16 protein-coding genes and 3 pseudogenes are annotated in these 22936 nt (G+C 71.1%); 4 read left to right on the plus strand and 15 right to left on the minus strand.

Going from position 1 to position 22936, the window contains the following annotated elements; genetic code table 11:
* Positions 1 to 34 precede the first annotated feature (34 nt).
* From AB0I83_RS26835 to AB0I83_RS26845, 3 genes are all read right to left on the minus strand, one after another.
* A complete protein-coding gene (locus tag AB0I83_RS26835) occupies positions 35 to 2941 on the minus strand; it encodes a LuxR family transcriptional regulator (RefSeq protein WP_363306444.1) in 2907 nt (968 codons plus the stop codon).
* A gap of 99 nt (positions 2942 to 3040) precedes the next feature.
* The gene (locus tag AB0I83_RS26840) at positions 3041 to 5770 is read right to left on the minus strand and encodes a LuxR family transcriptional regulator (RefSeq protein ID WP_363306445.1); all 2730 of its coding nucleotides are present in this window, start codon (positions 5768 to 5770) and stop codon (positions 3041 to 3043) included.
* Between the two features lie 144 nt (positions 5771 to 5914).
* The gene (locus AB0I83_RS26845; RefSeq protein WP_363306446.1) at positions 5915 to 6541 is read right to left on the minus strand and encodes a TetR family transcriptional regulator; all 627 of its coding nucleotides are present in this window, start codon (positions 6539 to 6541) and stop codon (positions 5915 to 5917) included.
* A 359-nt stretch (positions 6542 to 6900) separates the two neighbouring features.
* Between AB0I83_RS26845 and AB0I83_RS26850 the strand changes: the two genes are divergently transcribed.
* The gene (locus tag AB0I83_RS26850) at positions 6901 to 7107 is read left to right on the plus strand and encodes an MbtH family protein (protein WP_363306447.1); all 207 of its coding nucleotides are present in this window, start codon (positions 6901 to 6903) and stop codon (positions 7105 to 7107) included.
* A 25-nt stretch (positions 7108 to 7132) separates the two neighbouring features.
* Positions 7133 to 9367, plus strand: a complete 2235-nt coding sequence (locus AB0I83_RS26855; protein ID WP_363306448.1) for a pyridoxal-phosphate dependent enzyme — start codon at positions 7133 to 7135, stop codon at positions 9365 to 9367.
* 90 nt (positions 9368 to 9457) lie between these two features.
* On the opposite strand, the gene AB0I83_RS26860 is transcribed toward AB0I83_RS26855, so the two are convergent.
* The 8 genes and pseudogenes from AB0I83_RS26860 to AB0I83_RS26895 all read right to left on the minus strand — a co-directional run bounded on the left by AB0I83_RS26860 (position 9458) and on the right by AB0I83_RS26895 (position 18352).
* Positions 9458 to 11959, minus strand: coding sequence for a LuxR C-terminal-related transcriptional regulator (locus tag AB0I83_RS26860; RefSeq protein ID WP_363306449.1), 2502 nt, complete (start codon positions 11957 to 11959; stop codon positions 9458 to 9460).
* 906 nt (positions 11960 to 12865) lie between these two features.
* Positions 12866 to 13441, minus strand: coding sequence for a hypothetical protein (locus tag AB0I83_RS26865; protein WP_363306450.1), 576 nt, complete (start codon positions 13439 to 13441; stop codon positions 12866 to 12868).
* A 479-nt stretch (positions 13442 to 13920) separates the two neighbouring features.
* Positions 13921 to 14133 (minus strand): annotated as a pseudogene (locus tag AB0I83_RS26870) (transposase); the annotation flags it as partial.
* A gap of 675 nt (positions 14134 to 14808) precedes the next feature.
* Entirely contained in the window at positions 14809 to 15075 is a 267-nt protein-coding gene (locus AB0I83_RS26875; RefSeq protein WP_363306451.1) for a metal-sensitive transcriptional regulator, read from the minus strand.
* A gap of 65 nt (positions 15076 to 15140) precedes the next feature.
* Positions 15141 to 15713 (minus strand): rhodanese-like domain-containing protein, encoded by a 573-nt coding sequence (locus tag AB0I83_RS26880; RefSeq protein WP_363306452.1) that lies wholly within the window; start codon positions 15711 to 15713, stop codon positions 15141 to 15143.
* 119 nt (positions 15714 to 15832) lie between these two features.
* Complete coding sequence (locus tag AB0I83_RS26885) at positions 15833 to 16579, minus strand: sulfite exporter TauE/SafE family protein (RefSeq protein ID WP_356536430.1); 747 nt, start codon at positions 16577 to 16579, stop codon at positions 15833 to 15835.
* A complete protein-coding gene (locus AB0I83_RS26890) occupies positions 16576 to 16935 on the minus strand; it encodes a rhodanese-like domain-containing protein (RefSeq protein WP_363306453.1) in 360 nt (119 codons plus the stop codon). Before AB0I83_RS26890 ends, AB0I83_RS26885 begins: the two co-directional genes overlap by 4 nt.
* A gap of 43 nt (positions 16936 to 16978) precedes the next feature.
* Entirely contained in the window at positions 16979 to 18352 is a 1374-nt protein-coding gene (locus AB0I83_RS26895; protein ID WP_363306454.1) for an MBL fold metallo-hydrolase, read from the minus strand.
* A 194-nt stretch (positions 18353 to 18546) separates the two neighbouring features.
* Here AB0I83_RS26895 and AB0I83_RS26900 point away from each other — a divergent pair, with 194 nt between their 5' ends.
* Together AB0I83_RS26900 and AB0I83_RS26905 are read left to right on the plus strand one after the other, a co-directional pair.
* Entirely contained in the window at positions 18547 to 18939 is a 393-nt protein-coding gene (locus tag AB0I83_RS26900) for a DUF302 domain-containing protein (RefSeq protein WP_356536435.1), read from the plus strand.
* 6 nt (positions 18940 to 18945) lie between these two features.
* Positions 18946 to 19248, plus strand: coding sequence for a hypothetical protein (locus AB0I83_RS26905; RefSeq protein WP_363306455.1), 303 nt, complete (start codon positions 18946 to 18948; stop codon positions 19246 to 19248).
* A 122-nt stretch (positions 19249 to 19370) separates the two neighbouring features.
* Here AB0I83_RS26905 and AB0I83_RS26910 read toward each other — a convergent pair whose 3' ends face one another.
* The 4 genes and pseudogenes from AB0I83_RS26910 to AB0I83_RS26925 all read right to left on the minus strand — a co-directional run.
* Positions 19371 to 19910, minus strand: a complete 540-nt coding sequence (locus AB0I83_RS26910; RefSeq protein WP_363306456.1) for a DUF5994 family protein — start codon at positions 19908 to 19910, stop codon at positions 19371 to 19373.
* Between the two features lie 158 nt (positions 19911 to 20068).
* Positions 20069 to 20584: a DUF2231 domain-containing protein gene (locus AB0I83_RS26915; RefSeq protein ID WP_363306457.1), complete on the minus strand. Its 516-nt coding sequence runs from the start codon at positions 20582 to 20584 to the stop codon at positions 20069 to 20071.
* A 292-nt stretch (positions 20585 to 20876) separates the two neighbouring features.
* Positions 20877 to 22193, minus strand: a pseudogene (locus AB0I83_RS26920) (APC family permease); the annotation flags it as partial.
* Between the two features lie 346 nt (positions 22194 to 22539).
* Positions 22540 to 22731, minus strand: a pseudogene (locus tag AB0I83_RS26925) (hypothetical protein); the annotation flags it as partial.
* Between the last annotated feature and the right edge of the window lie 205 nt (positions 22732 to 22936).

The following is a 22936-nucleotide window of genomic DNA, read 5'->3' on the forward strand; positions in this document are numbered from 1 at the left end:
TCCGTGACCGCGGGAGACCGACCTGCCCCGGCCTTCAGAGCTCTTGCCCGCCCTTCGCCAGGACGTCCCCGGCGGGCCGGGGGCGGCCCAGCGCACCGCGCAACTCCTTGCGCCCCGAGAGGCCGAGCTTGCGGTAGACGGAGGTGAGGTGGACCTCCACCGTACGGCGCGTCACGAAGAGTACTTCCGCGATCTGCAGATTGGTCCGACCGGTCGCCGCAAGCCGTGCCACCTGCCTCTCGCTGCGGGTGAGTTCGCCCGACCTGCGGGCAGCCGAGCGCCGGGGCCGCGCCCCCGCGCTCAGAAGCAGGCCGTGCGCCTCGTCGTGGAGGGCGCGGGCCCCGAGGGTGTGGGACTCCTCCCACGCCAGACGCAGCACCGTCCGTGCCTCGCCGGTGTGCCCGGCCCGCAGCAGCGCACGACCGCGGGCCACGCGCGCCCGCGCCAGCGCCAGGGGGGCGCCTCCGTGCTCCAGCGTGCTCTCGGCGTCCGCGAACAGCTGAAGCCGACCCGGCTCGTCACTCGCAGAGGCCAACAGTTCCAGGGCTGTCCCCAGGGCGACGGGGAGGCCGGAGGCGCGGGCCAGTTCCTCGGCCCGGGTGGCGAGCCGGCCCGCCTCGGCGCGGTCGCCGATCGCCAGGTGGGCGTGTCCGGCCCAGTACCACCAGGGCGAGACGGCCGGGTTCGCCCGTTGCCACAGGTCCTGCCGGCGGCCGCACTCCGTCAAGTCCGCCACGGCGGCCCCGGGGTCCTCCAGGACCAGCCGCAGGCGCCCGCGGGCGCCGAGGAACTCGTTCCACTGCCAGGCGTCGTCGATCACGTCCGGCGGCACCGCGCAGGCCAGGACCTCGGCCGCGTCGACGTCGCCCCTGTCGAGCAGGGCATGCAGGCGTACCGCCACAGCCAGCGCCTGATGATGGGTGAACCGCGGGCCGGGCGTCGAACCCAGGGCCTCGGCCGTGGTCCGCAGCGCGTCGTCGAGGCGACCCAGGCGTTGGGCTGCCTCGCCGTCCAGGGCGAGCAGACCGGACCGCAGCCGGTCGGGCACGGTGTCGGTGCCCTCCAGGAGCTGCTGGTAGACGTGTGCGGCGTCTGCCGGTCGGTCCGCGTAGGTCAGTGTGGCCGCCGCTGCGGCCAGTGTGACGGGGGAGTCCGTGATCGGCGTGGCGACGCACAGCACCCGGTTCACCGCGGCCAGAGCCTGGGAGACGCGCTCCGTCCGGCTCGTCGCGAGGAAGGCGCGGCCCGCGAGGAGGGCCCGCTCCTCCGGGCTCGCACCGGGCAGGTCCAGGCGCAGGGAGACCGTTTCGAGGAGGCTCGAGCAGGCGCCGAGACTGTCCGTCGCGGCCATCAGCATGTCCGCCTCCAGCAGCTGCAGACGTGCCCTTCCGGCGGTCGAACCGTTGTCCTGGGCGGCCAGCAGCGCCGCCGCGTGTCCCGTCCTTCCGGTGCGGGTCAGGGCGCCGACGAGTGCGCTGAGCGCCGGCAGACGCAGGTCGGGATCGGTCAGGCGGTCGAGCACGGACGTCAGGTGCCCGATGCAGGCCTCCGGGTCCACCCGGCTCTCGGCGACGCCCAGTTCCGCCACCAGCGCGGGGTCGCAGGCGTCCTCGTGGCCGGGCGTGACACAGGACCTCAGCAACTCCACGGCGTGTTCGGCGGCCCCGTGGAGCATCGCGGCGCCGGCCGCCTCCCGCAGGACCGTGCGCGCCCACGGCGTACGCGCCACGGCGGGTGCGCCGAGCAGGTGCTCGGCGATGTCGTCGGCCGACGCTCCGCTGTCGTGCAGGAGCCGCGCGGCCCGCCCGTGCAGGTCCGTGAGGGTCCGGGGCGGCGTGCTCCTCAGGACCGCTGCGCGGACGGCGGGGTGTGCGAGGGACCAGGCTTCCGGACCGGAGCCCCGGGCCAGCCCGACCGCCTCCAGACGCCGGAGGGAACGTGCGAACGCGCTTGTCTCCAGCCGGGCAAGACCCGCTCCGGCCGTGGTGAGCGTCCCCTCGCCCAGAACGGCCACCGCCTGTGCGGCGCTTACGGCGGCGGGGGGCTGCCCGTGCAACAGGCGCCTCGCCCGCTCACCGAACACCGGGATGTCGTGCTCGCCCGCCGCCGTCAGCCCGGCGCTGGTCAGGGGCAGGCCCAGCTCGCGCATCCCGGCCACCAGGCCCGTCACCAACGAGGGGATGCCGCTGGTCGCGGACAGGCAGTCCGCCTGGAAGCCCGCGTCCACGGTGCCGTCCGTCAGGCGGCGCACGACCGTGCCGATGCCCGCCCCGGTCAGCGGCCGGGGCCTGACTACCTCTGACATCGAACGGGTCACCCACTCCAAGGGCGCCGCCGACTCCTCGCCGTCGCGCCAGCCCAGGGCCAGCAGGACGGGCCGGTCGTGCCGGGCGCGCAGCATCCGGACGAGCACCCTGACCGACTCCAGGTCGGCGCGGTCGGCGTCGTCGATCGAAAGAAGCGTCGGACGCGTCGCCGTGGCGGAGCCCACCACCTGCCGGTACGTCAGGAGCGGACCGTGCGGCGGCACGACGACGGCCGGGGAGGCGGGCAGCACACGGACCTGCCCGACCGAGGCCCGTGACCGGCCGACCCGCGCGAGGGCCTGACCGTCGACGCCCGCGGCGTCCGGAGCACCTAGGCGGAGGGTCCGCACACGGGCCCCCGCCGTCTCCACGACGCGCAGGCCGCGGTGTTGCGCCTCGTGGGCGAGGGCGCGCAGAAGCGTCGTCCTGCCGATACCGCCCGGCCCCTTGACGACGACGAGACCGGCCCGCCCCGATGCGGTCCGCCGGACCAGTTCGCGCAGCACCGCCGTCTCGCGCTCGCGTTCGACGAGCGGCGGGTTGCCCCGTCGGGCCGTCGGCTGCTGGTCGTGGGCGCCCGTCGTAGCGATACAGACCGCCTCCCCAGGGCATGCCCCCGGCCCTGATCGCACCATGATCGAGTGAAATGTCGATGGTAGGAAGCGGAATCCTGTGTGGTCAAGCAAACATCTGCCCGGTGCGAAAACACTGTGGTCCGGGGTTCGGTGTGCCGCTCATTCCGTTCCGATGTTCGGCGGCAGTGCATCACGCCCGCTGATGTCCAGCTTGCGGTACGCGTTGGTCAGGTACCTCTCGATCATCCGCTTCGACACCTGGAGCCGCTGCGCGATGTCAGCGTTGCGCAGACCGTTCGCGGCCAACCGCGCGACCCGAGCCTCGGACGGGGTGAGCTCCGGGGCGGCGGGACTCCGGCCGATCTGTACTCGGATCTGCTGCGTCACCCGGTCCGCACCGCAGACGACGGACAGCGCGCGCGCCCGCCGCAGGGCTTCGCCGGCCCGCCTCCCCTCCACGCCCTCCCTGCTGCCGTAGGCGTACAGTGCCCGGCACAGCTCGTCGAGGTTCGTGGATCCCTCCAGCACGGACACCGCCTCCGCCAGCACCGCCGTGCCGCGTCTGCCGGGCGTGACCCGGCCCAGCGCCACCAGCGCCCGCCCCACGGCGGAGGGGGCGCCCCAGCGGCGGGCCCGCTCCAGCTCGAACTGTCCAGCGGCCAGAGCCTGTTCCTGGTTTCCGAGCCGGTGGTGCAGCAGTGCCGCGCGCGAGGACCAGGGCAGTACGGCCGGATTCGTCCAGCCGATGCGCTCCAGCCGCTCGCCCGCCGTACGGAAGTGGTGGAGGGCGATCGGGTCCCGTCGGCGCCGGGCCGCGAGCAGGCCGCGCGCCATGTGCAGCAGCGCGGCGTGGTACTGGTCCTGGCGCCGCGGCGGATCGCCGGTGAGGAACTCCTCGGCAAGCTCCGGCTCGTCGCCGTGCAGGGTGACGATGGCGAGGATTGCGGAGCAGATGGCCGGCAGGGCGTTGGCCTCCGGGTCCGGCACGGCATCGGGCCGTACGACGGCCCGCCGGGCCTCGGCCGTCCGACCGTGGGAGAGGGCCACCAACGCGCGCTCCGCCCGCAGCACGGCCGCCTCCGCGCCCGTACCCCGGGGGTCGACGCGCCGTCCCACCGCATCCAGCCAGTGGACCGTCATCTCGGTGTGCTCCGCTGCGGTCAGGGCGTTCACCAGCAACGGCAGGGGAGTGTGGGCGTGCCGCGGGTCGGGCGGTTCCAGGGCCAGCAGGGGACCCCCGAGGTCCGCCACGCGCTCGGCCGACGCGTTGTTGGTGACGAACGCGACGTGGACCAGCGCGGAGAGCAGCTCCCTTTCCCCCTGGGTCCGCACGGGCGGTCGCCGGCCCAGCCCGTCGAGCCTGCGCAGTGCGGCCCGGAGGATCACGGGGTCCTGGTCGCCCAGGGCGTAGTGGCGGGCCTCCAGGCGCAGCGCGAGTTCGGCCGCGGCGCCGTCGCCCGCGTCCGCGCTCCCCAGCTCCGCGGCCAGGTCCCGCGTCAGGACGGCGATGCCTGACTCCGCCGGCTGGTACAGCAGCGGTCCCAACTGGACCGCGATCGCGCCACGGTCGCGGGCGGAGTCGAACAACGGCAGGGCCTCGACCACGTGCCGCAGCGCGGCGACGGTCGCGAACTCCCTTTCCACCGCCACCAGATCGGCCAGCACCCGGGCGCGGAGCAGCCCGGTGCACGAGCCGTCCGACAGGGCCTTGCGCAGATACCGGGCCGCGTCGCGCGGCGCCCCCCGCGCCTGCGCGCTCCCGGCGGCGGCCCGCAGGATCCGTACCGCCTGCGGAGCCCGCAGCGTCTGCACCGCCAGGAGATGCCCGGCCGCGGCCTCCATCGGATGCCCGGCCCGGTGCAGCAGCACCGCCGCGTGGTTGCGCAGCACGGTGAGATCGTCAGCCGGAATGCCGTCCGCCAGCGCGTCCCACACCAGGGTGCCGGACCCGTCGGCCCCCGGCCGGCCCAGCCCCCAGAGGTCCAGTGAGCCGACCGCCTCGGTGTACCCGGGAGTGTTCAGACCCGCCAGCCGCGCCGCGACCCGCTGGTCCGCCTCGAAGCCCAGGACGCACAGCGCGTGCACGACCCGGCGGACCGAGCCGGGCCGGGACCGCAGGAACGCCGACAGGTACTGGCACAGGGGGTCCGAGCGGAGCGTACGCGCGAGCTCCGCGTGCTCGGCCCGCGGTTCCAGGCCGAGGGCGTACGCCTCGTCCAGCAGGGACCGCAGCATCAGCGGACTGCCGGCGGACCGCACCCGCAGGGCCTCCACGAACGCCTCGTCCGCAGGACCGCCCAGGGCCGCCTCCACCAGGTGGCGCACCGACCCGGGACCCAGGGCGCGCAGCCCGATCCTGACGTCCGCCCCGTCCACCAGCCCCCGCAGCACCGAGCCGGGGTCCGGTACGGCGCCGGACGGCAGCGAGAAGGCGAACACGACGCGTCGGCCGCGCCGCTCGGAAACGCTCCTCGAGAGCTCGGCCAGCGACTCCGCGTCGGACCAGTGCAGGTCGTCGACAATGACCAGCACTCCGTCCTCTCCGGGCAGGCCCTCCAACACGGTCCCCAGCGGCACCCGCTCAGCGGTCGGCCCGCGAGGCGCGTCCTCCCGCGACCGCCGCCCGCTGCCCGCCTCCGCCGTCGCCTCGTCGCAGCCCGCGGACTCCACCAGTTGGTCGACGACCCCACCGGCCAGCCACCGCTCCGAGCGGGACGCCTGAGCCCGGAGCACCCGGAACCGCTCCGCCCGCTGCGCGAGGGCCTCCAGGAACGACGACCTGCCCGCTCCGAGCGGCCCCTCGACCAGGAGCACGGAGCCGTGTCCAGCCGCGGCACCTCGCAGGCGGACAGCGGCCGACGCCAGTTCCGCCTCGCGTTCCAGTAGCACCAGTGTCGTCCTGTTCCCGAGTGGTCCGGCGGCCGTCGCCGCAGGTACTCCTACCCACCCTGGGACCGCCGAGCGACAGGCCCCCGTGCCGCACGTCACCGTGCGGGCCACCGTACGCGCTCCCCGGACAGCCGCGACGGACCGCTACGGGGACAGCGTGCACCGCGTGAAGATGTCCGTCAGCTCCCGCGCCAGACGGTCCGGATCGGCCACGGCGAACAGCTCGTGATGGCGGACGGCGTTGTCGATCGCGCCGTGCACCGCCAGTGCCAGCACCGCCGGGTCGGGGATGCGGAACTCGCCCGCACGGCAGCCCTCTTCGAGCAGTACCACCAGGCCCTCCACCGACAGGGCGCCGCGCGCGACGTCGTCGAGACCGGGCGCCGCCCCTTCCCGGACCAGTTCGGTGATCTCGCTGAGCGCCCGGGCGTGCGCCGGAAAGACGGTCATGAAGTCGAAGTGCGAGGATATGTAGGCGCCCAGCTTCCCGCGATACGTCATCTCCTGTGCGACCCTGTCGGCACGCAGCGTCCCCGACTTCTCCAGGACGGTCCGCGCGACCTCCCGCAGCAGCTGAGGCTTTCCCGCGAAATGGTAGGAGATCAGGCCTGTGCTGCTGAGATTGGCCTGTCTGCAGATCGCTGTGAACGAGGTTCGTGCGTAACCGATCTCGGCCAGCGTTTCGATCGTGGCCTGGACGATCTGTGCTCTGCGTGCGTCCTGGGTGAAGGTGCGGCCGTGCACGGGGTGGGAGGGCGGTTCCCTGTACATCGTGTCCTCACAGTGGTGGTGACGGGCGCTTGGTCTGTACCGGGCGGTGCGGCCCCGCACACCGCGGGCGATGCGGCGGAGCAGGAGGAAGGCACCCCTCCCGGGTGCCGAACCCCTCTCGGGTGCGGAACAAGGGGTGTCGCGTCGCAGTGCCTCCCCATCCGTGTCCCGGGCGGTTGCCGCTGGTCTGAACTCCCCTGCCAGGGAACCCTGTTCTAGCAGGGAATTCGCGGGTCGGCGTCCCTCTCGCCGCCGTAACGGTGGATCCCACCGAGGACCGGCCCGACGCGTGCCGTGAGGATGACGGCGCTGCGGTGGACCGGCTGCCGCGCGAAGACACGGAAAGGTCGGTGGGACGGATGAACCCGTTCGACGACCCGGACGCCACCTTCATGGTCCTCGTCAACGAGGAGGGACAGCACTCGCTGTGGCCCGCGTTCGCGGAGGTCCCCGACGGCTGGACCGTCGCCCACGACGAGGACAGCCGTGAGGCGTGCATGGACCACATCGAGGCGAACTGGACCGACCTGCGGCCCAGGAGCCTGATCGAGGCCATGGAAGGCTGACCGCGGCACACCCCGAGGAGCGCGCATGCGACACGACACCCTCGTCGACGCCATCGGAAACACCCCGGCCGTCCGGCTGCGGGTGGACGCCCCCGAGGACGTCGAGGTCTACGCCAAACTCGAACTGCTCAATCCCTACGCCATGAAGGACCGCGTCGCCCGCCGCGTCATCCTGGAGGCCCGCCGCACCGGCGTGCTCCGAGAGGGCGCCCCCATCGTGGAGAGCTCCTCCGGCACCATGGCCCTCGGTGTCGCCTTGGTCGGCACCTATCTCGGGCACCCCGTGCACATCGTCACCGACCCCCGGATCGACCCCGTGACCCTCGCCAAGCTCGAGGCGATGGGCTGCAGCGTGCACGTCGTCGGGGCCATGACGGCCCAGGGCTGGCAGAGCGCCCGCCTCGAACGCCTCGCGGAACTGATGCGCGACCTGCCGGGCGCCTGGTGGCCGCAGCAGTACAGCAATCCGGAGAACCCGGCCGCCTACCGCACCCTCGCCGCCGAACTCCTGGAGGACCTCGGCACCGTCAACGTCCTGGTCGGCTCGGTCGGCAGTGGCGGCTCGCTCTGCGGTACCTCCGCCGCGCTCCTGGAACACCTGCCCGACCTGAAGGTGGTCGGCGTCGACTGCGTCGGGAGCGTGCTGTTCGGCCAGCCCGACGTCGCCACCCGCAGACAGAGCGGCCTCGGAAACAGCCTCTACCCCGACAACATCGACTACCGGCTCTTCGACGAGATCCACTGGCTCTCCGACGACGAGGCCTTCGACGCGACCCGGAGCCTCGCACGGGAACAGAAGATCTTCGCCGGCAACACCTCCGGCTCCGTCTACCGCGTCCTCACCCACCTCGCGTCCCGTGCCGCCCCCGGGACCCGGATCGTCGGCATCATGCCGGACCGAGGCGACCGCTACACCGACACCGTCTACCAGCACCGGCCCGAGGGCCCGATCGCCGCCGTACCCACCGAGGTGCTCTTCGGCACGACCGTTCGCACCTGGTCCTGCGCCGCCATTCCGCGCGGAGACCGCCCGGTCCTGGTCTTCGTCGAGTCCAACACCACCGGCACCGGCATGCTGGCGCTGCGCACCGCGACCCGGCTCGGCCTCGCCCCCGTCCTCCTCACCAAGGACCCCACCCGCTACCCGGAGCTGGAGGGGACCGGCTGCACCGCCGTCCTCTGCGACACCGAGGACGAGGCGGCCGTCCGCGCCGCCGCCGACTCGGCTGCCGCGGGGCGCACCGTCGCCGGAGTCACCACCACGAGCGACTTCTACCTCGCCCACACGGCAGTCCTGGCCAGGTCGCTCGGACGGCCCGGACACGCCTCAGGCACCGCGGGGCTCTGCCGTGACAAGTCACTGGCACGCGCCGCCCTGGGCGCAGCGGGTGTACCGCAGCCCGCCCACGTCGTCGTGGACAGCGCCGACGCGGTCGCGGCGGCCGTCGCCCGGGTCGGCCTGCCCTGCGTGGTCAAACCGGCGGATGGCTCAGGCTCGCAGGACGTGCGCTGGTGCGCCGACGTGGCGAGCGCCCACGCGCAGACCGCGCAGATCCTCGCCGCCGCCGAGAACATCAGGGGCCAGGCGCGGCCGGGCAGGGCACTCGTCGAGGAGTTCGTGGACGCTCCCGAGTACAGCGTGGAGATGTTCTGCGCCGACGGCGAGGCCTTGTGCGTCGGGATCACCCGGCGGACCGCCACCGCACTGCCGTACTTCGTCGAGACCGGCCACCTCTTTCCCGCCGCTCTGCCCGGCACGGCGGAGGCCGAACTGACGGAGTGCGCGCGGCAGGCGCTCAAGGCGATCGGCTTCGAACTGGGCCCATCCCACATCGAGATCAGACTCACCCCGCAGGGACCTGTCGTGATCGAGATCAACGGACGCCTGGCCGGCGGCATGATCCCCGAACTGGTTCGCGCCGCGACCGGAATCGACCTGCTGGACCAGCAGCTCCGCGCCGTCACCGGTCGGCCCCTCGCCCTGACCGCGGACCGGAGCCGGTACGCCGGACTGAGGTTCCTGACCGCCACGGGCGCCGGACTCCTGACCGGCATCGGCGGGACGGCAGCCGCCGCCGGCGTCCCCGGCGTCGAAGCCGTCGTGACCACCGCGGTCCCCGGCCGCACGGTCCGCCCGCCCCGGGACGCCTACGACCGGCTCGGTCATGTCATCGCAGTCGGCTCGACACCTCACGAGGTCGAGACCGCCCTGGACGCGGCGATGGCACTGATCAGGGTGGAGACGGCACCAGGGCCCTGAGGACTCACCTGCGGCGGACCCGGAGCTCCGTCCTCGCCCTGCCCGCCGAGTCAACCCGGCCGCCCGCGTCGCGGGCCCGCCCCGCGGCCCCTACGCGCCCCGCAGTTGTGGCCGGACGTCCCGGCCCCCGACCGGTACACGGGGATCCGGCAGCGGGTGCGGCGCCGGAGTTGCCGAGGGGAGATCGGCCAGCTGCTGCGCCGCCCACGCCGCGATGTGAGCCCGGGACCGCAACCCCAGCGTGGTGCGGATATGGCGAATGTGCGTCTCCACCGTGCGCACCGAAACATGGATACGCGCCGCTATCTGACGGTTAGTCAATCCCTCTACGACCAAGGCGGCCACGTCCTGCTCCCGCCTGCTCAGCGGATGCACGGCCCTCTCGGTCCGGGACTGCGCGGGCTCGTCGCCGAGCGCCAGGCACAGCGCCTGCCGCCAGGGCATCTCGCGGCCGGCCTGCAGCCAGGTCTCGGCCCGGCCAACGGGAAGCGCCCGCAGCACCGCGTCGCGCGCCTCCCCGACACGCTGCCGCCACCAGCCGCTCTCCTCGAACCCGCCCCCATCGCCCCGCACTCGCTCCGCCGCGCCGAGCAGCCGTACTCCCCGGTCGTACCGGTAGCCGCGGCTCGCGACCAGCGCCAGTCCCTCCAACGCCCGTGCGGAGTCCGCGTGATGGTACGTACGACAGCGCAACGCCTCCGCGAAGTGCTCCTCCGCCCGTTTCAGGTCGCCCTTCTCCAGAGCGAGCGCGCCGACGGTGGACAGCACGGAGCTCAGCCACTGCGGGGCGACCCGGCCGCGGAGTACGGGCAGTGCTCGGGTGAGCTCACCCTCCGCGCCGGCCGGGTCGCCGCTCTCCAGCCGGTGCCGGGCGAGCGCGCCCCGGCTCAGCGCCACCAGAGTGTCGTTCTGGTACCGCAGCCCGATCTCCAGTGCCTCCTCCAGGTCGTCGACCGATGGCCGGTGCTCGTCCCGCACCTGGCGCAGGATCCCCCGTACCAGCAGCAGCCGCCCCAACAAGGGTGAACGGCCCCGCAGGCGCTCCTCCCGGACCGCCTGGTCCATCCGTCGCACCGCCCCGCCGTGCCCCGCGCCTCGGCCGGTCAGGGCCGCTGCCTCCAGTGCGAGGGCGTGGTGGTCGGAGTGCGGCCCGGTCTGCTCCAGAGCGTGCTCCACGAGCCCGGCCACCTCGGCACTCCGCCCCCGCGCCGCCTCCACCGCGGCCAACGCCGCGACCAAGAGCAACTGGCGTTCGTCGGAGCCCTGTCCCATGCGCCGCACCGCGTGCGCGAGATTGACGCGTTCCTCGGCAAGCCGCTCCAGCGCCGCGACCGGCACCACAGCCTCGCTCCGCAACGGGAGGGACAACGATGTCAGCCAGCCGAACAGGCGCTCGTACACCGCCGTGTCCTCGTCCTCGGCGAGGAGCTGCTCCTGTCCGAAGCACTGCGTGGACTCCAGCAGCCGGAACCGGGCGGCGCCGCCGTCCGCACCGCTGGGGGGAGCGATGACGGACTTCGACTCCAGAGCGACCAGCAGCTCAGGCAGCGCGGCCGTCGCCGCCGGGACGTCCGCCGTGACCGCAGTGGCCGCGTCCGGACCGAATCCGCCCGGCAGGACCGACAGCCGGCGCAGCAGGGCCTGCTCCACCGGGCTGAGCAGCGCGTACCCCCACTCCAGCGAGGCGCGCAGGCTCTGGTGGCGGTCGTCGGCGAGCCGCCAGCCGTTCGTCAGCAGCGCCAGCCGGTCGTGCAGCCGGGAGCGGATCTCCGCGGGCGGAAAGACGCGTACCAGCCGGGCGGCCATCTCTATCGGCAGCGGAAGTCCGTCCAGGCGTGCGCAGATCTCCGCCACGTCAGCGGCGTTTCCCCGGGTGAGCCGGAAATCCGGCGCGACCGCGCGCGACCGGTCCATGAAGAGTGTGACCGCGTCGGAACGCAGCCCGTCGGCAAGCGAGTTGACGGACTCGGGATCGCTGAGCGCGAGACCGGTCACGGAGAACACCGACTCGCCGGGCAGACAGAGTGGCTCCCTGCTGGTGGCCAGCACGCTCAGGCGTGGCCGTCCGGGGAGCAGTTCGGTCAGCAGCGTGCCACAGGTGTACAGCACATGGTCGCAGTCGTCGAGGACGAGCAGCTGGTCCCGGGCCGAGGCCCCCGCCGCGCTCTGGTCGGACTCGTCGCCGAGCGCGTCGAGGATCCGTCGGCGCACCGCGTCGGCGTCGGTGACCGCACCGAGCCGGACGACCGAGACGTCGCTGCGGCGGCCGCGCGCCTCCTGACCCGCTATTTCCAGGGCCAGCCGCGACTTGCCCGCGCCGGCCGGCCCGGTCAGCGTCAGCAGCCGCACCTCGTGCAGCAGGCGGGTCAGCTCGACCAGCTCGTCGGTGCGTCCGACGAAGCTGCTCAGCTGGGTCAGTAGTTCGCTGCTCAGCCCGGCCTCCACGCCGCCCGACTTCTGCCGCAGCCGGTACGAGCGCTGGCGGCAGGCGTTGGAACAGTGGCGGGCTCGGGGCTGCGAGGTGCGGGACTGCTTGGTCCGGGGCAGTGAGGTGCCGCAGGTGTCGCACGTGACAGTCGTGGGGGTGGACATGGCACACACCTTTCGTGGTGTCGGCGGGTGCAGTGACGTGCTGGTGGATTCGGAAGGCGAAGCCGTTTCGTGGAAAGCGGGAAATCGGGCGTGGGTACCCGAAGGGAAACGCGCTTGATGGGGGACGTGGGGAAGTCGCGGCAGATGCCGAGAACGGAAAAGTGGATGTCCTTTGGGATCGGAGCGCAGTCCGGGCTGAATTCAGAGGAAGTTCGGTTGCGTTCTGGGGGCAGCCCGGTCGGTCGGGAAGGTGAGGAAGGGACGCTTGGGGGAGTGCCTGCCGTCAGTCGCCGCGCTCGGCCCGGGGCAGCCGCTGGTGAACCCGCCGAAGCGTCTCGCCGCCCGTTCTCCGACGCCCAGGGTGTCTGCAATGCGGGTGACCACGGCTCGATACCGTCTTTCTGCGCTCAGATGTGGGGGGAGGGGGGCGTCGCGAGGGCGAATGCTGTTCACGCGAGGTGTCCCATTCGTTCCGCGTGATTGCCTCAGAGCCTAGGAATGGCCGCCTCCGCGGGTCAAGTAATTCCTTACGGGCAACAAAAGACTGTGGTCCGGGGTTCGGTGGCGTTGCGCGCCCGTTTATTCGTTTTGGCGAGCCCGTTTCACGCCTGTTTCGGAAAGTGTGTCCGCGCCGACTGCCGAGGATTTCCGTGCGAACGCGGACCGGAACACCCGTTCCGCCGGAAGCGTGCGCCGGATCCGCTCCGTTTCAGGCCATGGCTCGTGAGCGAGAGGCGTCGGGAACTCTCCCGAGAAGTGCGGAACTCGAGCCCGGCAGGGACGGACGCCGCGCGCACCGGACACCGAGTGGCAGCTCTGCGGGGGCGATCCCGGTGCATCGCCCCCGCTCGGACCGGACCCGCATCTCGGCGGCGAGCCGAACCCAACTCCCGGCCCCGGGTGCGGCTAGGGCATCTGCTCGGCCGCTGTGACGGAGAGCTCGGAGGGCTCTGCCAGGGCCGTGCGGCAGTCCATCTGAAGACACGGCACACCGAGCGCGATCCAGGCCCGGATGTCGCGTTCGAGTGCTTGGACGGAACGGTGGGCGCCACGCTTGAGCTTCTTCTGAGTGAGCTCGGCAGACATAAAGCAGGGGCCAAGAGGAAATGCCCGTGCCTTCCACAGGCTGAGCAGAGCGTTCGACCGTTCGCGGACCGGGATCTGACAATCGAAGACCTGGCCTTCCACCAGCCGCACGTGCCGGGTGAGCCTCTTCACCGTCCGCTCCGCGGCCGTGACGCGGTCATCGAGCTCGTCGAGGCGGCCGTCGGCTTCCTCGGTCGTGGTCTTCAGGCCGGAGATGTCGTCGCGGATGGAACGCAGCTCGTGGTCCAGGTCCTGGGTGTAGCCGAACCGGGACTTCAACCGCTCGTGCTCGCCCTCCAGAACGTCCAGCCGGCTGTCGAGACCGCCCACCTGCAGGTCGATGTTGCGGACCCGCCGGTCGGTGTCCCGGAACTGGGAGTCCGGAGCGTCGCCCACTTCCCCGCCTCCTGTCCGTCCGCGACCGCTGTGCCCACGACGGCCCAGCCGATCAGCGAGGCGACGATGAACCAGGGCGACAGGACGATCGGGTCTTGACCCCGGATGTTGGACACACGAGACACTGGATCCTGAAGATCTGCGAACGGACATCTCGTGGGCACGAAGAATTACCCGCCGGAGTTCAAGGTGGACGCGGTCTCCTGTGCCCAGGGCGTTGTATCCGCTCAGCCAGACTTCGGAGTCGGGGTGCAGGATGCGGATGCGCAGGAACATGGCGACGTCTCCGGGGTGATGGGGGAGGGAGAACCGCAGCAACGGGACGGGCTGCTGCCCGCGTGCTCGTCCCGCTCGCCGCCGTCCGCGCCGTCTGCGGAACCGAGTTCTGGTGTCTCCTCGTCCGTGTCCGGGGTGGTGTGCGCGGTGTCGGCCGGCGCTTTGCTGTCGGCCGCCGCGTCCGCCTCCTGGCCGTCGCCGTGGTCGGTGCGCGCGCGGCCAGGCCAGAGGTCGGCGATCCGGCGCATCGCGAGGCCGGGCAGGTAGGCGACCTTGCAGCCTGCGTCCGGGGCGACGGCCAGGGGCAGGGCGCCGATGGAAGCGGGCTGGTCCACGATCACCAGGGCGGTGCCGAACTTCGCGGCCAGCTTCTCGAACACGGCCCGCAGTTTCGGCTCGCTGTCGGGTAGCTGCTCAGGGAGAGGGAGTAGCGGATGTTCGACACCACTGAGGTGGACGTCTTCCTGGGCCTGGACGTCGGCAAGAGTGCCCATCACGGGCACGGGCTGACCCCGGCCGGGAGAAGGTCTTCGACAAAGGGTGTTCACGGTGCCGGCCTGGGCGTTGGTGTCGTGCTCGCGCATCCACGTTGTGCAGACCTGCCGCCCGCGAACTGTCCGGCATTGCGCCGGGCCGGACCTCTCATCAGCGTCTGTGACGACACCTCCAGAGTGACACCACCCCCCCAGGTCATGCCTGCGACAGGGGGAAACGGCCATGCCGGGCCCAGAGGCCAGCGGCCCCGTTGCAGGACCGCGAACGAGATGACCGGGGCACGTGGGCGGCGAAGCCGGTTGGGGAGGAGCACGGTGACGACGATGCCTGCGAGGCTTGGCCAGCCGCCGATGAGTGCGAACAGCGCTTCGGCGATGAATGCGCCGAGCATGAGGGCGGCGAATCCTCAGCCTGGGAGTCCGCGGTTGTCGTTGTCCTGCGCTTGAGGCTTGGTCGCGGTGATCACGCTACCGAGTAGGGGCGGCAGTCCTTGCTCTGGGGTGCCGCCCCTACTCGGAGGCACGCCGCCGTCCCGGCTGGCTTGAGCGGCGGGCTGATCCCGGTCGGCCGTCCGAGGGGGCCGACGGGGGTGGTGTTCAGGCGAGGGCGAGGAAGAGTTTTTCGAGTTCCTCTTCCGTCATGGGGGCCTGGTTCTCGTCGGCTTCGTTCATGCACTGGCGCATGCCGCTGGCGACGATCTTGAAGCCTGCCCGGTCGAGGGCTTTGGAGACGGCGGCGAGTTGGGTGACGACGTCCTTGCAGTCGCGTCCGGCTTCGATCATGGCGATGACGCCGGACAGCTGCCCTTGGGCGCGGCGCAGGCGGTTGAGGACTGCGTTGACTGCGTCGTCGTCGACCTTCACGGGTGCCTCCCGGCCTTGTGTGCTCTCGCCTCATGGTACCCCAGGGGGTATCTAGGTTGCGGGGGTCAGTGGTCGCGCAGGGCGGCGAGGGTGACCTCGAGGTCACCCTGGTGGGTGCGGTTGTGGGGGAGTTTGGCCAGGAGGGCGGCCATGCCGCAGGTGTTGGTGAGGGCGGAGAAGACCAGTCCGCCCGCGACACCGGCGGAGGCGAGGCGGAAGGCGTGGCGCAGGCGGCCGAGGGCGAGGCCGGTGAGGACTATTGCGCCGGCGGTGAGGTGGACCTGTCGTTCCATGCTCCAGGTGGTGTTTCGGTTGGTGTCGGGGTGGTGGAGGGGGTGGCCGGCGGCGGCCCATGCTCCGGTGCCGCCGGTGAGGGTGGCAGTCGTGATGCCTTGGGCGGACAGGGTGTTGCAGGCGCTCTCGGAGCGGGCGCCGGAGGCGCAGACGACGAGGATGTTGCCGCGCTCGGCCGCGTGGCGGATGTCGGGCAGGGCCTGCTTCAGGTGGTCGAGGGGGATGTTGAGGGACCCGGGGAGGTGGCCTGTGGCGTATTCGCCCGAGGTGCGGACGTCCAGGACGATCAGTTCGTGGAGACGGGTGCGGGCCTGGTCTGTGTCGAGGGTGTGGGGGCTGGTCATGATGCGGTGCTCCGTAGGTGTCGATGGGCTATTGGGCTGTGTCCGGCCAGTTCCGTCTAACGCGAGGGGCACCGGTGAGTACCGGTGAGACATGGCCGCACACTTCTTGCGGGTCGGGTTCAGGTGAGGGCGTCGGTGAGCATGAGAGCGGCCACGGCCAGCAGCACAGTTGCGAAGACGCGCTGGAGGGCAGGGCCGGAGATTTTCGTCGCGAGGCGTTTGCCGTCCCAGGCGCCGAGGATCGCGGCTCCCGTGAAGGGGGCGATGACCGCCCAGTCCAGGGGCGTGCTGCTGTCGGCGCGGGCGGTAAGGGCAGCCAGGGAGTTGACGGTGATGACCAGCAGACTGGTGCCGACCGCGGCCCGCATGCGCAGGCCGAGTGCGGAGACGAGAGCGGGGACGGCGAGGAATCCGCCGCCAACCCCGAGGAATCCGGTCACTGCGCCGAGTCCGGCCCCCGCCCCGGCTGCCCGCGCGGGTCTGGGTTGCCGCGGTTCCTGCTCGGCGGCGGGCGTCCTGAGCATGGCCAGCGCGGCGAGGGCCGCTACCGCGGCGAACGCTGCCGTCAGAACCGCTTCGGGCACGTGTGCCGCGAGGGTGGCCGCTGCGATGGCGGGCAGGATCCCGGCGGCCGCGAACAGAGCACCGGTCTTCCAGCGCACGTTGCCGGACCTCGCATGCGAGGAGAGAGCCGTGGCCGAGGTTGCGGTGACGATGATCAACGATGCGGTGGTGGCGGCACCCGGGGTGAAGTCGAGGAGATAGATCAGGGCGGGGACGGCCAGGACGCTGCCACCACCGCCGAGAGCCCCGAGGGCCAGGCCGATGACTGCCCCGGCGACGACAGCGAGAAGAAGGACACTCACGCTATCCGGCCACTGCTTCCGCGGTCGTCGACCACCTGCAGTCCCGCTGACGCCCATGCGTTCATGCCGCCCTTGACGTCGACAGCCTCGACTCTGCGTTCGGTCAGCAGTTTCGCGGCCTGCTGGGAACGGTGCCCGGAACGACAGATCACCACCAGCGGCCGCCCCTCGGCTGCGGCAGGCAGGGCCTTACCGGTGACCAGCAGGGAGAGCGGGGCGTTCACAGCGCCGGGGGCGTGCCCGGCCTTCCACTCGGCTTGCTCCCGCACGTCGAGGAGTACGGCATCACCATCGGTGGTGCGTTGGCGTGCCTGGGCGGGGGTGACGCGGGCGGTACTGCGTCGGAAGAGGAACATGCGTTTTCCCTCCGGTCTCGGAATGCGGTGGATGGACAGCCGTTCAGTGACCAGGACCTGTGGTCAGGGCCAGTCCTGCGTCGAGGGCGGCGTCGAAGGAGTCGTCGACGGCGACGACGTCACGGCCAGCGGCGTCCAGCAGGGAAGCGGCGATGGCCGCACGCATCCCGCCGGCGCAGTGCACCCACACGGTCCCGGCCGGAATCTCACCGGCCCGGTCATGAACCTCGTGGACAGGGATGTGAACGGAATCCCGCACGTATCCGCCGGCGCGCTCGGAGTCGCGGCGCACGTCCAGAACCACCAGGCTCTCGTCGGCTTCACGTGCCTTCTTCAGGGCGGCGAAATCCGCGCGGGGGAAGGAACGCAGCACCTCTCCCTCGCTCAGCCATCCGGCGGGGTCTCCGGTGGCGGCCGCCGAGGGCCGGTCGATACCGACCCGTACCAGATCCCGCTGGGCCTGGGCGAGCTGGGCCGGGCTGTCTGCGAGCAGCGTGACGGGCTTGCCCCACGGGATCAGCCACGCCAGGTAGGTGGCGAGTTTGCCCTCGGCCTCGAAGTTGACCGTTCCGGCCACGTGTCCCGCGGAGAACGCCGTACGGCTGCGCAGGTCCACCGCCCACTCTCCGGCGGCCAGCCGCTCGGCGATCTCCTTGCCGCCCGCCGTCCTCGGCGGGGTCAGGTCGACCGGCGCGGGGCCGGCCGCGTTGAGGGGACCCATGTGCGCGTAGTAGGCGGGCACATCCTCCAGCCCGGAGAGCATGTCCGCGATGAAGGTGTCCACGTCTTTCGTGAGCGCTGCATTGGTCTTGCGTTCCTGGCCGATGCTGCTGGAGTCGCCCTCCGCCTGCGATGAGGAGCAGAAACTGCCGAACCCGTGCGTGGGCAGGACCTGCACCGCATCGTCGAGTTCCGCGGCCAGGCGGTGTGCGGAGGCGTACTGCGCGCGGGCCAGCTTCTCCGTCAGCCGGGGCTCGACCAGGTCGGGGCGTCCCACGCTGCCGATCAGCAGAGATCCGCCCGTGAACGCGGCCACCTCCCGCCCGTCCTCCTGCAGGATGTAGGAGGTGTGATGCGGGGTGTGGCCGGGGGTGGCCAGCGCCCGCAGGGCCAGACCTCCTTCCACAGGCAGCGTGTCGCCGTCGGCGACCGGGGTGCGGTCGAAGGAGACCCGGGCCGCGGCAGGCACCAGGTACGTAGCCCCGGTCAGCCGGGCCAGTTCCAGGCCGCCGCTCACGTAGTCGTTGTGCACGTGCGTCTCGGCCACGTACGCGATGCGCACGCCCCGTCCGGCCGCTGCCGCAACCACCCGCTCCACGTCCCGCGGCGGGTCGATCACCACGGCCGCCTCCCGACCGCCGGCCAGGTAGCTGCGGTTTCCCAGACCCTCGATCTCCAGGATGTCCACGAAGAACACGGAGGCCTCCTTTCTTACATCGCTTTACCCCGGGGGGTATCTGCGTTCCACTGTAACAGTGATACCCCCCAGGGTATTTTTGTAGGTGTGGATACCTTGCCGGGCCCCCGCCGACGGCAGTGCCTGCACGCCGACGGGGGCCCGGCAAGGTATCCAGGAACGCAGCAGGTTCACGCACAAATGGAGACGAATCAATGTCCTACGACCGCACCATCCGCCTCGACAGTGGCTTCGACGACACCGTCACGGCCGTCCGGGCGGCCCTCGCCGATCAAGGCTTCGGCATCCTCACCGAGATCGACGTCACCGCCACCCTCCAGGCCAAACTCGGCCATGAGATGGAGGACTACCTGATCCTGGGCGCCTGCAACCCGCCCCTTGCCCGCCAGGCACTGGAAGCCGACCGCAGCATCGGCCTCCTCCTGCCGTGCAACGTCGTCGTGCGCCGCGACGGAGACAACACCCTCGTCCAGGCCCTCGACCCCTCCACCATGGTCACCCTCACCTGCCTCCCCGCTCTCGAGCCCGTCGCTGCCGAAGCCACTCAGCGTCTGGACGCGGCCCTGGATGCCCTCACACGCCGATAGGAGCTGATGGCTACGCCACTGGAGGGCGGCTCCACTCCGACTTCCCAGGCGGGTGCTGTCGAAAGGGAAATTCGCGCACATGCAGCGGAGCCTCCGGAGCCGTCGAGCCCTCACCGCCCTGAGGAGCCTGACAGCCCTGGCTGCACTCCCGAGCAGGCCGAGCGCCTCGCCGGATACCGGGCCCGGATCCTGGAGCTGACCACCTTCGTGATCACACACCCGTACTGGGCCACGCTGCCCGGACCGGACCGGGTGGAAGACCGCGCTGTCCTCAAGTACATCCACGCCACAGCCGGCCCCGAGGCGTAGCTATGCCCGACAGCACGCCACGCCCTGGCGTCTCCGGGCACCGCGCGGGGTACGGGGAGCGGCGTGGCGGGAGTCGTGACGGAGCACGACGAAGCGGGGATCGGGCACCGCGGCCCCTTCCCTCAACGTCCCCGGGCTGTCGCTCGCTTCTCGGCGCCCCAGTCCCGAGGACCCGCACCGGTCCAACGGTCGGAACCCCAGCGATCGGTGGAGGCGGGATCGACCAGTGCACTCGCCGTCCTGAGATTTCCGGCACGGGAGGCGCCAGCCATCAGGCGCGCGGCGTCCTCGGACTCCGTCTCGGGTGGCACGACGAGCAGCTCCCAGTGGCCCGGCGGGTAGGAGAAGAGCATCAGCACATGCGGATCCTGCTCAGCGTCGAACCACCCCAGGCGGACCGTATGGGTTCCGGCGCCCACATGGTGGGGAACACTCGGCCAAAGCCGCCGGTTGACCGTGACGTCGATGATGCGGCCCCACTCCAGGTCCAGACGGGCGATCAACTCCGGTAGCTCGGAATCGAGATCGCGTGAACGTGGCCACCATGCGCCGTCCAAGCGAGAGTGTTTCCCCTGTTCGGTGAGGCGGAGACGCAGGGGGCCGTAACGATGTGGTGCGGCGTCCTGGCCGGGCGAGTGCCCGTGACGAAGAGGTGTCGACATACTGCACCGCGTTCCGGACCCCGCCGTTGACGACCGTGCTCTCTGCCGCCCAGAGGGGGCCTGCCTGCGTCGATGTGCTGACACCCCCACGGTACGCCCGTCGAGCGGACAGCGGACAGCGGACAGCGGACAAGGCGAGGAGGCAGTACAGCAGAAGGTCAGTTCCCGGACGTGGTGAACGAACCGCGCCAGACGGACTTGGCTCCGGAGTCACCGATCCGGTACACCTGCACCACCGCGCCGACAGCCACCACGACCGACAGGACGACGGCGATGGCCCACACCACCGTGGCCGGCCTCCCGGTCCTGGCCGTGCCGGGCGCCGTCGCGGGAAGCTCCGAAGACGAGGAGCGCCGGTAGGCGAACCAGACCAGGACTGCCACCACCAGCAGCCCGATCGCCCATGGGAGCAGTTCGTCACCCATCTCCGCGTGCTTCTCCACGAGCGAGGATTCCGGGACACGCTCCTGTAGCCACTCGCCTGCGCTCGTGGTCAGAGGTACGAAGACGAGCGACACCAGAGCCAGGACCGGCAGAGCCAGGCCGAACCTTCGCATGACGGGCGGCCATGCCGCGCATGCCACGAGACACAGGGCGGACAGCGGCAGAAGTACCACCACCACATGGACCAGAAGTGGATGGGCAGGGATGCCGTTGATAAGCGTGGGGTCCATGCAGGTCTCCTTCTGGCTGCGGCATAACAGGCGGTTCGAAGTATGACCGCGCAGGGGTCGAGGCGGGACGCATGTACCGGGAGTGTCGCGTACCTCGCCGCACGAGCGGGGAAGGCCATCCGAATGGCGCCGATCCTCGGTCAGCACCGTAGGACCCATGAGGCACTGAGCTGGGCTTGTTCCGCTTTGACGGAGATCCGCCCGGGGCAGAACCCCAGATCTCGGATTTCCGTCAAAGCGGAACAAAACCAGTGCAGGGCGAACAGTTCGGGGAGCAATCCGTGGCTCTTCCTCAAGGGACGTGGAAGGGAATGCTCGTGACGACAATCTTGGGCAGTGGCCGCAGGGCGCGACGGAGGCGGGCGGCGTCCTTGCTGTGCAGGAGTCGGTGGCGCAGGTGCTGGGTCACGATCTCGGGGAGGATCACGGTGATGGTGAGGCCGGGACGTTGGTGGTGAAGTGCCTCGATGTAATGGATCAGTGGTGCGACGATCGCCCGGTAGGGGGAGAGCTCGACGTGGAGCGGCACGTGGTCGCCCCAGATGGTCCAGTAGTCGCGGAATCGCTCTGCTTCCTCCTCGCTGGGGCTGATATGCAGGGCAAGTGTGGGTTGTTGAAGTGAGGCTGCGTACGCGAGGGCGCGTAGGCCGGCGAGATCGAGGGAGGCGAGGGCGACGACCGCCAGATGATGCACGGCCTGGGGTGTTTCCTCCTCCTCTTCTCCATCATCCCTGTCGTGGTCGGGCCGTCCCGCTTCGGGGTGTACGGGGTGTTGCGCGGGCACAGGCGTGGGGACATGAGCACGTGTGCCGGTATGGCCGGGTGTTTCGGTAGCGGCGGGGTGCAGTCGCAGCGCCGCGCCGACCGTTTGGTAGTGGTGCCGGATGCGTGTGGCCAGGAGTAGGAACAGGCCGATGGCCATGAGGGCGACCCAGGCGCCGGAGGTGAATTTGGTGATGGCGGCGGTGATCAGAACGAGTGTGGAGAGCACTGCCCCGGTGGCGTTGAAGGCGAGGCTCTTGCGCCAGTGCCGGGTACGCACGCGGCGCCAGTGCACCACCATCCCGGTCTGCGACGGGCTGAAGGCAAGGAAGACGCCGACGGCGCACAGCGGGATAAGCGAATCGGTGCTGCCGGCGAACACCACGAAGACGAGGGCCGCAGCCACCGACAGCAGGGCGATGCCGTTACTGAAGGCCAGCCGATCGCCCTGCCTGAGGAAGATGCGGGGGGCCGTGGCCGTCGCGGGCCAGGAGGAGCAGTACGCGAGGGAAGTCGTTGTAGGCGGTGTTCGCCGCGAAGAGGAGGATCGCCGCGGTTGCGGCCTGGACGAAGACGTACATCGGACCGGAATGGAACGTCAGATGGGCGAGTTGCGACAGGACGTTCTCGCCGCTGCGGGGATGACACCGCGCAAGTGAACGGTGGCGATGATGCCCGCGAACATGGCGATGAGCAGGCCGGTCATCCCGGTGAGCGTGGTGCGTGCGTTGCGCCATCGGACGGGTCTGAAGGCCGGTACGGCGTTGGAGACGGCCTCGATGCCGGTCATGGCCGTGGAGCCAGAGGCGAAGGCGCGCATGATGAGTAGTACTCCGGTGCCCTCGGTCGTGTTCAGATGGGGTCCCGCTCATCCTCTTCATGGCCCTTGTTCACATCGCTCAGTGTGGACAGAAGCGGGGCCGGATCCGGTGACCTGAGTCCCGCGTGTACGAGCGTGGCGCCGGCCTTGTGTGACGGTGAGCGGCACGCCGCCGCTGGCGCGGTAGGCGGGATCCTCAGTTCGGAGACATCACTCTGTACGGGTCGGTGACGATCGCGCCGAAAGACGGAATCGCCTGCGGGCTGTCCCAGCGGATCACCAGCGGGGACGAGCGGCAGGAAACTTCAAGGCGTTGGAGCAGACGTGGCCGCCGCACCGCACTCACCCCGCTGTGGTCTACGCGGCCGCGTACGTGTGCGCGCCCGCCTCGCCATTCCACCCACTCCGGCTGGTCCAGCAGCTGCTCCGTGTCCGGCAGTGCGGCCCGTCGCAGGAACTTCACGACGTTGTGATCCTCGTAGGCGAGCCCGGCGATCTGCCCGCGGATGGTGACCCGCCGGCCGCCGGTGGGGGAGGGGCGGTGGATGACTATCGGCGCGCTCAACTCTCCAGGGTGCGGCTCCACGCCGGGCGTGCACGCCTGCAGCTCTGTCGCATTCGAGTGCACCCGCGCGATCACGGCGGCGTGCCGTTCGCAACCAATACTCGAACATACGTAGCATTGATGGGTGCCGAAGACTGCCCCGCTTTCGCCTTCCCCAGGACCTCCGCGACGCCCAAGGCGCTCTCCTTGAGGCCCGGGCCGCGTA

Source organism: Streptomyces sp. NPDC049970, assembly GCF_040660235.1.
Classification (GTDB): domain Bacteria; phylum Actinomycetota; class Actinomycetes; order Streptomycetales; family Streptomycetaceae; genus Streptomyces.